The organism is Mesorhizobium sp. 2RAF21 (genome assembly GCF_052115345.1).
Taxonomy (GTDB): Bacteria; Pseudomonadota; Alphaproteobacteria; order Rhizobiales; family Rhizobiaceae; genus Mesorhizobium; species Mesorhizobium terrae.
Window position 1 is genome coordinate 223,161 of record NZ_JBFRGM010000013.1, and the last position, 11,898, is coordinate 235,058.

The 11,898-nt window shown below is 62.3% G+C and carries 14 protein-coding genes and 1 tRNA gene; 9 read left to right on the top strand and 6 right to left on the bottom strand.

Annotated elements, in window-relative coordinates:
• The first annotated feature begins 145 nt into the window (after positions 1 to 145).
• From AB4136_RS22365 to AB4136_RS22385, 5 genes are all read left to right on the top strand, one after another.
• On the top strand, positions 146 to 298 hold the full coding sequence (locus tag AB4136_RS22365; protein WP_024922850.1) for a hypothetical protein: 153 nt from the start codon (positions 146 to 148) through the stop codon (positions 296 to 298).
• Between the two features lie 19 nt (positions 299 to 317).
• Entirely contained in the window at positions 318 to 1,232 is a 915-nt protein-coding gene (locus tag AB4136_RS22370) for a site-specific tyrosine recombinase XerD (RefSeq protein ID WP_024922851.1), read from the top strand.
• Between the two features lie 97 nt (positions 1,233 to 1,329).
• Positions 1,330 to 2,280, top strand: a complete 951-nt coding sequence (locus AB4136_RS22375; protein WP_024922852.1) for an acetyl-CoA carboxylase carboxyltransferase subunit alpha — start codon at positions 1,330 to 1,332, stop codon at positions 2,278 to 2,280.
• 239 nt (positions 2,281 to 2,519) lie between these two features.
• Positions 2,520 to 3,827, top strand: a complete 1,308-nt coding sequence (locus tag AB4136_RS22380) for a L,D-transpeptidase family protein (protein ID WP_024922853.1) — start codon at positions 2,520 to 2,522, stop codon at positions 3,825 to 3,827.
• A gap of 41 nt (positions 3,828 to 3,868) precedes the next feature.
• Positions 3,869 to 4,102 carry a sulfurtransferase TusA family protein gene (locus tag AB4136_RS22385; RefSeq protein WP_024922854.1) on the top strand — a complete coding sequence of 78 codons (234 nt, stop codon included), beginning with the start codon at positions 3,869 to 3,871 and terminating at the stop codon, positions 4,100 to 4,102.
• A gap of 74 nt (positions 4,103 to 4,176) precedes the next feature.
• Here AB4136_RS22385 and AB4136_RS22390 read toward each other — a convergent pair whose 3' ends face one another.
• A complete protein-coding gene (locus tag AB4136_RS22390; RefSeq protein ID WP_024922855.1) occupies positions 4,177 to 5,301 on the bottom strand; it encodes a CobW family GTP-binding protein in 1,125 nt (374 codons plus the stop codon).
• 19 nt (positions 5,302 to 5,320) lie between these two features.
• A complete protein-coding gene (locus AB4136_RS22395) occupies positions 5,321 to 6,493 on the bottom strand; it encodes a D-alanyl-D-alanine carboxypeptidase family protein (RefSeq protein WP_024922856.1) in 1,173 nt (390 codons plus the stop codon).
• Between the two features lie 201 nt (positions 6,494 to 6,694).
• Between AB4136_RS22395 and AB4136_RS22400 the strand changes: the two genes are divergently transcribed.
• Both AB4136_RS22400 and AB4136_RS22405 read left to right on the top strand, forming a co-directional pair.
• Entirely contained in the window at positions 6,695 to 7,858 is a 1,164-nt protein-coding gene (locus AB4136_RS22400) for a M20 aminoacylase family protein (RefSeq protein ID WP_024922857.1), read from the top strand.
• A 190-nt stretch (positions 7,859 to 8,048) separates the two neighbouring features.
• Positions 8,049 to 8,125, top strand: a tRNA-Arg gene (locus AB4136_RS22405).
• Positions 8,126 to 8,661: 536 nt separating this feature from the next.
• Here the strand turns inward: AB4136_RS22405 and AB4136_RS22410 are convergent.
• The 3 genes from AB4136_RS22410 to AB4136_RS22420 form a co-directional block, all read right to left on the bottom strand.
• Positions 8,662 to 8,904: a hypothetical protein gene (locus AB4136_RS22410; RefSeq protein WP_137901176.1), complete on the bottom strand. Its 243-nt coding sequence runs from the start codon at positions 8,902 to 8,904 to the stop codon at positions 8,662 to 8,664.
• 173 nt (positions 8,905 to 9,077) lie between these two features.
• A complete protein-coding gene (locus tag AB4136_RS22415) occupies positions 9,078 to 9,620 on the bottom strand; it encodes a dihydrofolate reductase family protein (RefSeq protein WP_137901177.1) in 543 nt (180 codons plus the stop codon).
• 59 nt (positions 9,621 to 9,679) lie between these two features.
• On the bottom strand, positions 9,680 to 10,159 hold the full coding sequence (locus AB4136_RS22420; protein ID WP_137901178.1) for a MarR family transcriptional regulator: 480 nt from the start codon (positions 10,157 to 10,159) through the stop codon (positions 9,680 to 9,682).
• A 143-nt stretch (positions 10,160 to 10,302) separates the two neighbouring features.
• Here AB4136_RS22420 and AB4136_RS22425 point away from each other — a divergent pair, with 143 nt between their 5' ends.
• Both AB4136_RS22425 and AB4136_RS22430 read left to right on the top strand, forming a co-directional pair.
• Entirely contained in the window at positions 10,303 to 10,749 is a 447-nt protein-coding gene (locus AB4136_RS22425; RefSeq protein WP_441931573.1) for a recombinase family protein, read from the top strand.
• Between the two features lie 4 nt (positions 10,750 to 10,753).
• Entirely contained in the window at positions 10,754 to 10,921 is a 168-nt protein-coding gene (locus AB4136_RS22430) for a hypothetical protein (protein WP_441931574.1), read from the top strand.
• Positions 10,922 to 10,962: 41 nt separating this feature from the next.
• On the opposite strand, the gene AB4136_RS22435 is transcribed toward AB4136_RS22430, so the two are convergent.
• A complete protein-coding gene (locus AB4136_RS22435; protein WP_441931575.1) occupies positions 10,963 to 11,730 on the bottom strand; it encodes a hypothetical protein in 768 nt (255 codons plus the stop codon).
• Positions 11,731 to 11,898: the final 168 nt, after the last annotated feature.

Sequence of the window (11,898 nt, forward strand, 5' to 3'; positions counted from 1 at the left end):
GCCGGCGTATCGACATCAAAAGCCCCCTTGCGTCAAGCGCAGCGCCCGCCCGCGGCGCGCATGCGCGCCCTTGAAATGGCGGAATCGCCGTCCCATAACGGCACGGTCCCGGCAACCCCGACGAATCAAGGCGCCCACCAGACCCATGCCGACCCTGTTCCGCTTCGTCGTGACCCTGGCGATCCTGGCCGGCCTCGCTTATGGCGCCATGTTCGCGCTGGTGATGTTCGTGTCGCCGAAACAGGCCGAGCTTTCCGTGCGCATCCCGCCTGAAAAACTCAATCCGAAGAAGAACTAGGCCTGGAAGCCCAAGCGCGATGAGCAGCGCCGCCCGCATCGAAGCCTTCCTCGAAATGATGAGCGCGGAGCGGGGTGCTGCCGAAAACACGCTGGCGAGCTATCGCCGCGACCTTGAGGACGCCGCCGCCACCATCAAGGGCGACCTCGCCAACGCGGCGCCCGCCGACATCCGCACCTATCTAGACGGCATCGCCGCGCAGGGCTTCGCGCCAACCTCGCAGGCGCGCAAGCTTTCGGCGCTCCGGCAGTTCTTCAAGTTCCTCTATGCCGAGGGCCTGCGCCAGGATGACCCGACCGGCACGCTGGACAGCCCGAAAAAGGGCCGCCCCTTGCCCAAGACCATGGGCGAGGCCGAGGCCGGTCGCCTGCTCGACCGTGCCGCGACAGAGGCGGTCGAACCGCCGCCGGGCGGCGACCAGCTTGCCGCGTTGCGGCTGCATGCGCTGGTCGAGGTGCTTTACGCCACCGGCCTGCGCGTTTCCGAGCTGGTCGGCCTGCCGGTGACGGTGGCGCAGCGCGACGACCGTTTTTTCATGGTGCGCGGCAAAGGCAACAAGGAGCGCATGGTGCCCCTGTCCGCCAAGGCGCGCATCGCCATGAAAACCTGGCTTGCCGCGCGGGCCAAGCTGCCAGCCTATGCCGAAAGCCCGTTCCTGTTCCCTTCAGCCTCCGACAGCGGCCACCTGCCGCGCCAGGTTTTCGCGCGCGAACTGAAGGGGCTGGCCGCGCGGGCCGGCATTGCCGCCACGAAGATATCGCCGCACGTGCTGCGCCACGCCTTTGCCAGCCACCTTTTGCAGAACGGCGCCGACCTGCGCGCCGTGCAGCAATTGCTCGGCCACGCCGACATCTCCACCACGCAAATTTACACCCATGTGCTGGAGGAAAGGCTGGTCAGACTGGTGAACGATCACCATCCGCTTGCCGACTAGGCCCGGTGTCGCTATGTGAGGGCGACGTTTCCATAGCTCGGAACTGCCGTCACGGCTTCCCGTCCTTCTGTTTTCCGGCGCAGCGGTCCGCTCACGAATGTACAATTATCTCGATTTCGAAAAACCGGTTCAGGATCTTGAGGGCAAGATCCTCGAACTCAAGAAACTCGCCGAGAACGGCGAAGCGGTCGACGTCGCCGACGAGATCGCCCGGCTCGAGAAGCGCTCGCGCGATGCGCTGCGCGACGCCTACAAGGCCTTGACCCCCTGGCAGAAGGTGCAGGTGGCCCGTCATCCTGATCGTCCGCACTGCCTGAACTACATCGACGGCCTGTTCACCGACTTCACGCCGCTAGCCGGCGACCGCGCCTTTGGCGAGGATCAGGCCATGATCGGCGGCTTCGCCCGTTTCCGCGGGGAATCGGTCGCTATCCTCGGCCAGGAAAAGGGTTCCGACACCGCGAGCCGCCTCAAGCACAATTTCGGTTCCGTGCGGCCCGAGGGCTACCGCAAGGCGGTGCGCCTGATGGAACTTGCCGACCGTTTCAAGGTGCCGCTGGTCACGCTCGTCGACACCGCCGGCGCCTTCCCCGGCGTCGATGCCGAGGAACGCGGCCAGGCCGAGGCCATCGCCCGCTCGATCTCGGCGGGTCTGGGGCTCAAGGTGCCGTCGATCTCGATCGTCATCGGCGAAGGCGGCTCCGGTGGCGCCATCGCCATCGCCACCGCCAACCGCGTCTATATGCTGGAACACGCCATCTATTCGGTGATCTCGCCCGAGGGCGCCGCCTCCATCCTGTGGCGCGACACCACGCGCTCTCGCGACGCGGCGACCAACATGAAGATCACCGCGCAGGACCTGCTCGAGCTCAAGATCATCGACGCCATCGTCCCCGAACCGCTCGGCGGCGCCCATCGCGAGCCGGAAAAGGTGATTGCCGCGACCGGCGACCTCATCGCCAAGACGATGAAGGAGTTTGCCGGCTCCAACGCCGATTTCCGCGAGCAGCGCCGCGAGAAATATCTCGCGATGGGCCGCACCCTCTAGCTCCGCCTGGGGTCGACGACAGGCCGTTGCCGCCCCGGAGGCGGCAAATGTGACGGGATCGCCGGATTTTCGCCACAAAATTGCCGCCGCCCTGGGTTCTGTGACAATGTCGCGAAGACGGTGCGGACCGCTTGCGGTAAGGAATTTTCAAGGTTAACGGGCTTAAGGTCCGCCGATGTTCGATGTAGCGCTCGGGCACTGAAGCCTATGGCGCATAAACGGAAGACGACAGCGCATCCATGTTCGCGAAACTCGCACGCACCGGTTTCCTGATCGCCGTTCTCGGCGTCGCCGGCTGTAACCAGAAATCGATGACCGACTTCGTCCCGGAAGGCGCCAACAAGCAGCTGCCGGAAAAGGTCCTGGCCGAGATGCGCGCCAAGGGCATGAACCGCAATGCCCCGATCGTCGGCCGCATCTTCAAGGAAGAGAACGTCGTCGAGGTCTGGAAGCAGAAGACCAATGGCCGCTACGAGGTGATCGCCACCTATCCGATCTGCCGCTATTCCGGAAAGCTCGGTCCGAAATACACCGAGGGCGACCGCCAGGCGCCGGAAGGTTTCTACACGGTGCGCCCCGGGCAGATGAACCCGAAGTCGGGATACCACCTGTCGTTCAACATCGGCTACCCCAACGCCTATGACCGCGCCAACGGCCGCACCGGCTCGAACCTGATGGTGCACGGCGCCTGCTCGTCGTCGGGCTGCTATTCGATGAACGACCCGCAGATCGAGGAAATCTACGCCTTCGCGCGCGACGCCTTCAAGGGCGGCCAGACCGAGTTCCAGATCCAGGCCTTCCCCTTCCGCATGACCGCCGCCAACATGGCGCGCTACCGCAACGACCCGAACTACGACTTCTGGAAGATGCTGAAGGTCGGTTACGACAATTTCGAGATCACCAAGGTGCCGCCGAAGGTCGACGTCTGCGAGAAGCGCTACGTTTTCAATCAGGTCGCGCCCGACGGGCAGAGCTTCAACCCGACCGGCGCCTGCCCGATGAGCACCACGCCGGACCCGCTGAAGGTGGCCTACGGCGCCTATCAGAAGACCTATGACGCCGCCTTCGCCAGCGCCATCAACACGTCCACGCCGGCGCCCAAGGCTTCCATCGCCGGCGTCAAGGAAGCCAGCGTCGTCTCCGACTGGTCGAAGCGCCGCGCCCGCGGCGAACGTGTCACCATCGAGCCGCCGTCGATGAACCATGACGGAACGGTCACCGAAAACACCGAACGGATGGGCCGCATCGATTCGCCGCTTGGCCGCAAGATGGCGGCGCTCGACGCCGAGAAGGCCGCCAAGAAGCGGGCCGAGGAACAGAAACTGGCGATGATTGCCGCTGCCAAGGCCGAGAAGGAACGCGCCAAGGCCGAGGCTCTGGCCGCCAAGGAAGCCGCCAAGAACAAGGCTGCTCAGCCGGTCGAGACCACCGCGACCGTGGCGGCGGACGCCACCGCTCCGGCCACCGACGCGCAGACCGCCGACAATGGCGACGGCAGCCGCCTGTCGCAGATCAAGAAGAAGCTCTTCGGCATGTTCGGCGGCTGACCGCCGGACACCGCCACCATCGTTCCCGCCGAGCCCGCACCGTGACCAAGGCACCCGCCGTCTATGATCTGAAGGGGCTGAACTGCCCGCTGCCGGTGCTGAAGGCGCGCAAGCGCCTGGCCGGCATGAAACCCGGCGGCCAGCTTTGGCTGGAAACCACCGACCCGCTCGCCGTCATCGACATTCCGGCCTTCTGCGCCGACAGCGGCCACCGGCTGGTCGAGACCGCCGCCATGACAGGCGGCCACCGTTTTTTGGTGGAACGCGGCGCCTAGAGCGCCGCGCGTCCTTTTGGACGCGCAAAGGACGCTCTAGTTTGATTGGGAGCACCGCAAGTTAGAGGCGCCCTCTACCGCCCGGCGATGGCCAGCGGGTTGTTCTCGAGTGCTGCGCGGTCGGGCGTATCGATGGCCGGACGATCGGTGAGCGCCGAAAACAGCCGCCGCACATAATCTTCCGGCATATCGAGCGTGATCAGCACCAGCCGGGTGCCGCGTTGCGCGTCCGGCCAGGCCGGCAGGCGCACCGGCGGATGCAGCAGCTTCTGCACCCCATGCACCACCAGCGGGCGCGTGGGGTCTTCCTTCAGCTCGATGACCCCCTTCATGCGCAAGAGCTTGTCGCCATGGGTCGAGCGCAACAGGTCGAAGAACATGTCGATCGCCGAGAAGGCGACCGGCCCGTCATGTACCAGCGAAAAGGTTTTCACGCGCGCATCGTGGCGGTGTGCGTGACCATGCCCGTCATGATCATGATCATGATCGTGGTGATGGTCGTGATCATGATCGTGATGGTGGTGTTCCTCGTCGGCCGCCTCGCCCAGCCAGCGCCGCACGTCGGCGCTTTTGGTGGCCGGGTTGTAGAGTCCGCTGTCGAGCAGCGCCGTGGCATTCGCCTCGCCGGCATCCAAAAGCCGCGCACCGGGATTGATCGCCTTCAGCCGCGCGGTCAGCGACGCGACCTGTCCGGCTGCCGCGAGATCGGTCTTGCTGAGCACCAAACGATCTGCCATCGCAACCTGCTTCACCGCCTCGACATGGCTGTCGAGCGTCGCTTCCGCATTGACCGCATCGACCAGCGTGACCACGCCGTCGAGGCGGAAGGCCTGCACCAGCGCCGGGTGCGCCATGATCGACTGCAGCACCGGGGCCGGGTCGGCCAGGCCGGTGGTTTCGATGACCACCCGCGCCAGGGTGGCGATGCGGCCGGTCTGCAACCGGTCGACGAGATCGGCCAGTGTGTCGACCAGTTCGCCGCGCACCGTGCAGCACAGGCAACCGTCGGAAAGCTGGATGATGCCATCCGAGGCCTGTTCGACCAGAAGATGGTCGATCGCCACGTCGCCATATTCGTTGATGATGACGGCGGTGTCGGTCAGCGCCGGATCTTTCAGGAGCCGGTTGAGCAGCGTCGTCTTGCCGGCGCCGAGGAAGCCGGTCAGCACGGTGACCGGAATGGGGAAGACGGCAGCCATCGTGCAGATACCCCTGTCGTCAGTTGGCCGATTTCGCCGGCTGGTCGCCCTGCACCGCCAATGGCATCACCATGACCGGCTCCGGCCGGTCCGGCCGCCAAGCCGGCACCGGCACATTGGCCGGCTTGCCGCCGGTGGCCGTATCGGCAACCTCGACGCGTCCCTGCATGGCCTTCGGCACCGGGCCGGTGGCGCCGCCCAGGCCGACCGTCACCAACTTCGGATTGACGATTTTCTCGCGCCAGGGCGATTTCGGCGCACTGACCGGCGCGGGTGCCGCTTCTTCCGACTGCGCTTCCTTCGGCTGCTTCTTGCAGACTTCTTCCTGCATGTCGGTCGGGGTCAGCGTATCGCCATAGGGTTTCAGGCCGGCAAGGCTAGTCGCGCTTGCGGCCGGCATGTCGAAGCCCTGGTTGAGTAGCGCGGCAGCAGCATCAGCGCGCGCGATGGCCGACTTTTCGCCCAGCACCACGGCCACAAGCGTGCGGCCATTGCGGGTGGCCGTGCCGATCATGTTGAAGCCGGCCGGGCAGACGAAGCCCGTCTTCATGCCGTCGGCGCCGGGATAACGGCCCACCAGCAGATTGTAGTTGGGGATCTTCTTCTTGCCAAAGGCCAGGCCTTCGATGGAAAACCAGCCCGTGTATTGCGGAAAATCGCGACGCAGCGCCGTCACCAGCAGGCTCATGTCGCGCGCCGTGGTGTACTGGTCGGGCTCGAACAGGCCGTTGGGGTTGACGAAATGCGTCCCGGTCATGCCAAGCCGCGCCGCTTCCGCGTTCATGCGCTCGGCGAAGGCTTCCTGCGAGCCGCCGACATTCTCGCCGATCGCCATGGCGACGTCGTTGGCCGACTTGGTGACCATGATCTTGATGGCGCTGTCCAGCCTGAGCACCGAACCGGGCTTCAGGCCCATCTTGCTCGGCGGCTGCTTGACCGCCAGCTTGCTCATGCGGATGGGCGAATTCAGCGCCACCTCGCCAGCCGCAACCGCCCTGAAGGCGACATAGGCGGTCATCAGCTTGGTCAGCGAGGCCGGATACCAGCGCTTGAAGGCGTCCTGATGCTCAAGCACGCGACCATTGTCGAGATCGAACAAAACGACCGGATTGGCCGCGGCCGGTTGGGCGGCGAACATCGGCAAGGCGGCCGCGCCGGCCACAAGAAATTTCAGCAAATACCCTGGCCTCATCATCAATTCCGAAATCGCTCTTGCCGCAGTCACCCTGGCCTCCGTAAGATTTGTCCCACGGGATCGCCAATCTCGCCACCCGCCCTCTTGCGCATGGTGACGTTGCGCTATTTAGCCTATGTGACGGGAGCAAGGCAAAGCGTTGGCTGATCACAATTGAGACCAAGCCGGCCAAGCCGACCAACAGCGAGTTTGTGACCTATGCCCATTTTGAACCGCGCCGCCGAACTGCAGGAAGAGATCGCCGGCTGGCGACGTCACATCCACCAGCGGCCGGAGCTGAATTTCGATGTGTTCGAGACCGCCGCCTTCGTCACTGAAAAGCTGAAGGAATTCGGCTGCGACGAGGTGGTGACCGGCATCGGCAAGACCGGCGTGGTCGGCGTCATCCGCGGCGCGAAGGGCAACGGCTCGACGGTCGGCCTGCGCGCCGACATGGACGCGCTGCCCATCACCGAGATCACCGGCAAGCCCTACGCCTCGCAAACGCAGGGCAAGATGCACGCCTGCGGCCATGACGGCCATACCGCCATGCTGTTGGGCGCGGCGAAATATCTCGCCGAGACGCGCAATTTCGCCGGCTCCGTCGCCGTCATCTTCCAGCCGGCCGAGGAAGGCGGCGGCGGCGGCAACGAGATGGTCAAGGAAGGCATGATGGACCGCTTCGGCATCGCCCGGGTGTTCGGCATGCATAACATGCCAGGCCTTCCCGTCGGCCAGTTCGCCATCCGTCCGGGTCCGATCATGGCGGCGACCGCCGAGTTCACCATCACCGTCAAGGGTCGCGGTGGCCATGCCGCGATGCCGCACGGCACCATCGACCCCGTCGTCATCGCCAGCCAGCTGGTCGGCGCGCTGCAGACCATTGCCTCGCGCAGCACCGACCCGGTCGAATCGGTCGTCGTTTCGGTCACCAAATTCCATGCCGGCGACGCCTATAACGTTATTCCCGAGACCGCCGAGATCGCCGGTACCATCCGCTCGCTGAAGACGGAGGTGGCCAGGAAAGCCGAGGAACGCATGCGCCAGATCAGCGCCGGCCTCGCCGCCGCCCATGGCGCGGTCATCGAGGTCGACTACGAGGCGAATTATCCCGTCACCTTCAACCATCCTGAGGAAGCCGTCTTCTCCGGCGATGTCGCGGCCAAGGTCGCCGGCGACGCCAAGGTGCTGCGCGCGATCCCGCCGGTGATGGGCGGCGAGGATTTTTCCTACATGCTCGAGGCCCGTCCCGGCGCCTTCATCTTCATCGGCAATGGCGACAGCGCCGGCCTGCACCACCCGGCCTACGACTTCAATGACGAAGTCATCCCACATGGCGTCAGCTATTGGGTGAAACTAGCCGAGACGGCACTCGCCGCCTGAGCTTGGCGCCGTTCTTCACCCCAAGAAATGGCGGAGAGGGGCAGACAACACGGCGATTGTCTCGCCGTCATCGATGGTGCCGCAACTCCCAGCGTTGCAGCATCTCTTCCCCTGCTTCAAGGCGGCACGGGCGTTCCCTTCGCTCGGCCCTTGGCGAAGCGGCCTGAAACGGCTATGTGTTCGCCCGCGTGGTCCCGTAGCTCAGTAGGATAGAGCGGCAGATTCCTAATCTGTAGGTCACAGGTTCGATTCCTGTCGGGATCACCAGCAGTATCAATCGCTTAGCTGGAGCGTACCGTACTTTTTGGTCGATTAGTATGGCAATTAGTACGGCAAACTTTCGAGTGAACAAGAAAGAGCAGGTTTGTGACTGCGTGTCCTTGCCAAGGTTGGGGTCGAGCGTTCGAATCGCTTCACCCGCGCCATCTTTTCAATCACTTAGCAGTGCTTCGCAGACTAATATCGCGAATTAGTCTGCGGAAAAGAGGGTCATACTAGGTGTGCCTTCCCACCATGAGCGTGACTCATTCCTAAGGCAGGATGGTTCTATTGGCCGTGTGACAGCGCTAAGACCGCCCCTAGTTCAGTAAAAACTGAAGGTTCGGCGTTGCAACAGCCCCCGAAGGGAGGGAAACAGGTTCGAATTCTGTTGGGTGCGTCGGACAAGATGAAACTGGGAACTCTTATGTGATTGTTATTTCTATTGTTTTGCGCGGACGCTTCTAACCAAATCCGTCGTGCCAAGTCCGCCCTCCGCTTTCGATCCAAGACCGACTTTATCAACGCGCGAGGGAAAGTTGATATTATCGGCTTCTTGCGAAGAGCGTCGCGTCGTATCGCACTTCCATACCCGGATGCTGCCTATCGCTGGTCAGCATGAGCACGCGATTGGCGATATAGGCGGCAAGGCCGTTTGTGCTGATAAGGCCGTTCTTGTTGATATCGGCGATGGGGTCGTCAAACGCGTCGAGCAGCGCCTTAGTGAAAGCCCCGTGCTGCAATTCCGGCTTATCGAAGGATACCTCGGAGCCGGTCGAGGATGTCAAGACCGAGACGTTTCGCCGCGGCCAGCGCTGTTCGCAGGGCCGTCGCGTCCATCGCAAGCCGGCTGCCGCCCGCTGTCGTCGCGCCAGAGTGACAGGCGTCAAGCAGAACGAGTAGCGTAAGCACCAGCGCAAGTCCTCCGACCCGTCTCATGACAAAATCCCTTATCTAACCGTCAGCGGGGAGCGTAGATGCGAAGCATTGTGCCGTTGTCGTAAACGTTCGTGACGAGGACGTTCATCTTGAGCGCTTCCGTCAAGCCGCTAAACAACGGTTTGCCCCCGCCATAAGCGATTGGCCGCGTTAGGATGACGTACTCATCGATCAGGTCCGCCTTCGACAGTGCCTGCGCGAACTGTGCTCCGCCCCATGCGACGATCTCGCCGCCCGGCTGCTTCTTCAACTTGGAAATTTCCTCGTGCAGGTCGCCGCTCGCGATGGAGGACTCGGGCCAGCTCGCCTCCTTCAGCGTTTTCGAAAACACGACCTTGGGAATGTCGTTCATCGGCGCTGCGTAAGCGTCGTCGGACTTTTGCCAATACGGCCCCATCTCCTTGTAGCTGACCCGGCCCATAATGTGCGTGCCTGCTTGGCGAATGCGGTCGAGTTTCCAGCGCTTGAGTTCCGTCGGCTCGGGAAAGCCACCCGTGGACATCCCCTCAGGTCCGACGACGTACCCGTCTATCGACATTGTCATGATCAAAACCACATTGCGCACAATAACCTCCGCTCAATTGAACAGCCTGATCATCACTAAGTGGATGAGAATTCCGCGTGTTAAGGGTGGCGCGCTTGCATCAAATCCTGGCTCAACCTTCGAGCATTGCGCGTCAGGAAATCTGAGATGATTTCCAGTTGGTCGGGTTCATAACTCTCACAGAGATCAAGCAGTGATGTGTTAGGCTCGCCGAACCCTTGCCGAGCTGTCGCGACGGCCTCGTCGATGAGGGTGATGATTATCCGCCGGCGATCCCTGCTGTCGGCTTCTCTAGTAACGTAGCCTTTGGCAACGAGCCGGTCGACCAAGTTGGTTATCGAAGCGGTCGCGAGTCCAGTCTCGGCGGCCATGTCCGTGGCGCTCATCGGGCCCAAGCGCTTAAGGAGAAACAGGGCTTTGTAGGCCGTGAGATCAAGGCCCATGCTTTGAGCTACGAATGAATGGAACATCACGGTCGCTTCGCTGTGCGCGTTCAAGGCCGGCACGATCTTGGCGAGCGGCAGTCTGTAACGGTCCACAACCTTCGCAGGGCTTGACATTCAACGTCTCGATATTGTTACGGTACGCCATAATATACGGTAAGTCGTAACAAATCAAGAGTCTCAAACCTTTGATCGTCGATGGCGGCGCCAACGCGCTGCAGGGATCGGACAGTAGGCTTAGACGATAGCGCGAGGACGGAATGGCTGATGGCCTGATCGAGATGAAACCAGCGGACACCGACAAGGCGCGACCCTGGCCTGTCGTCGAGCCGGGCAAAACCGCGACTGACGATCGCCGACCTGCCTTTCAGGCAGTGATTGACGCGGCGATGACTAAGCCGCCGACGTTCACCGTCATCGTCGTCCACAGCGTCTCGCGGTTCTTCCGCGACCAGTTTCAGTTCGAGTTCTACGTCCGCAAGCTGGCGAAGAACGGGGTGAAGCTCGTCTCGATCACGCAAGACCTGGGCGACGATCCGATGAGCGTGATGATGCGCCAGATTATGACGCTGTTCGACGAGTATCAGTCGAAAGAGAATGGGCCGGGGACCCTCCGGACGTTTGCGGCGGCCCCTGCGCAAGAAGCTGGGGAACGGCGATGGCACGTTCGCCCGCGATCAGGTTCGCGCGGTCGCGCAGCGGGTTGAAGTCGTGACCCGGAAGGAGGTCCGCATTCGCGGCCTGCGGAGCGAGCTGCTCCGAACGCTAACCGCCGCCTATGGCGTAGCGGCGGCGGCGCTAAGCGTTCATGCCTTTGAACCGAAATGGCGCGCCGTGCCGGGTGATGACGAGAACTATGTCTACCCCATAGCCCTCTAAGGCCCTCCTTTTGCGAAAGAGGCGGCTCAGAAGGCCGACTGCTAGCAATTCGACACCCAGCCACTGTCTCGTGCGATACTTCCATGCAATCGACCATACGCGAGAACCAAACCAGGCGCGTTAGACTGGAGCATACGAACGACCGACGCTTGACGCTTGGTCGGAGTTGTTTGAGCCTCGATCTCCGCGATTCGCGCCTTCAAACCGTAGTGCTCCAGCAAAACATCAAGGTCGTCGTTCGATAAGTTGTTTACGGCCTTATCCACCTCCCGCGCCATCCTTATCGACATCGCGATTAAGCTGGATACATCCTTCAATGTTGGCTGGCCGATTTCAAAATCTTTGAGTAGTCGGTCGACCGAAAGTCCTGCGAAATTTTTCTCGATCTCTTCGGATGCTGCCCGCAGCGTCTTCTCTTGTTGAGGCAGGAGCGAAGCCTGAGAGCGCGGGTGAACCACCCGATTTCGCCAGTGAATTAGCAACGTGGCACCAGCGATGAGATAACTTTCTGAACCGAGCACCTCAGCGGCTACATCGCCAAGCTTTTCTGCACGAGACGTTTTGCTATCCCAACCGCTACGGACAGAATTAAAGCGAGGCAGTCGGGCCGAAACCAACACAAATTCAGAGAGCGCTTCGGCCACGCGAACGAGAACAGCCTCGACCAAAAACCTTCGTGATTTGCGCGCGGCAGCAGTCCGGTCATGCGGCTTCCAAGAAATGTTCAACTTTTCCGGCTTCTCGTGACCCTGTTCAACAGCATCGAGACCAACCACAGCCGTATTGAGATTGGCTACCGCCTCGCCCACAGAGCTAAGGAGATCCTTCGTGAGCGCTGTTGCGGCACCACCTTTCGCGCGTGGTCATGAGCCACGATGCTCGGAGCCTTTGAGGGCTTCGACACATGACGATTTCAGAGCTTACGCTTAAGTCCAGGGACGAGGAGCCGGTTCGACGGCTTGAGATATTCACGGGTT

Bases quoted from the DNA above. Each gene is read 5' to 3' on its own strand.
- AB4136_RS22370 (WP_024922851.1), top strand. From the start codon at position 318: ATGAGCAGCGCCGCCCGCATCGAAGCCTTCCTCGAAATGATGAGCGCG.
- AB4136_RS22420 (WP_137901178.1), bottom strand. From the start codon at position 10,159: ATGTCAAGCCCTGCGAAGGTTGTGGACCGTTACAGACTGCCGCTCGCC.
- AB4136_RS22390 (WP_024922855.1), bottom strand. From the start codon at position 5,301: ATGGCTGCCGTCTTCCCCATTCCGGTCACCGTGCTGACCGGCTTCCTC.
- AB4136_RS22380 (WP_024922853.1), top strand. From the start codon at position 2,520: ATGTTCGCGAAACTCGCACGCACCGGTTTCCTGATCGCCGTTCTCGGC.
- AB4136_RS22425 (WP_441931573.1), top strand. From the start codon at position 10,303: ATGGCTGATGGCCTGATCGAGATGAAACCAGCGGACACCGACAAGGCG.
- AB4136_RS22400 (WP_024922857.1), top strand. From the start codon at position 6,695: ATGCCCATTTTGAACCGCGCCGCCGAACTGCAGGAAGAGATCGCCGGC.
- AB4136_RS22395 (WP_024922856.1), bottom strand. From the start codon at position 6,493: ATGAGGCCAGGGTATTTGCTGAAATTTCTTGTGGCCGGCGCGGCCGCC.
- AB4136_RS22365 (WP_024922850.1), top strand. From the start codon at position 146: ATGCCGACCCTGTTCCGCTTCGTCGTGACCCTGGCGATCCTGGCCGGC.
- AB4136_RS22375 (WP_024922852.1), top strand. From the start codon at position 1,330: ATGTACAATTATCTCGATTTCGAAAAACCGGTTCAGGATCTTGAGGGC.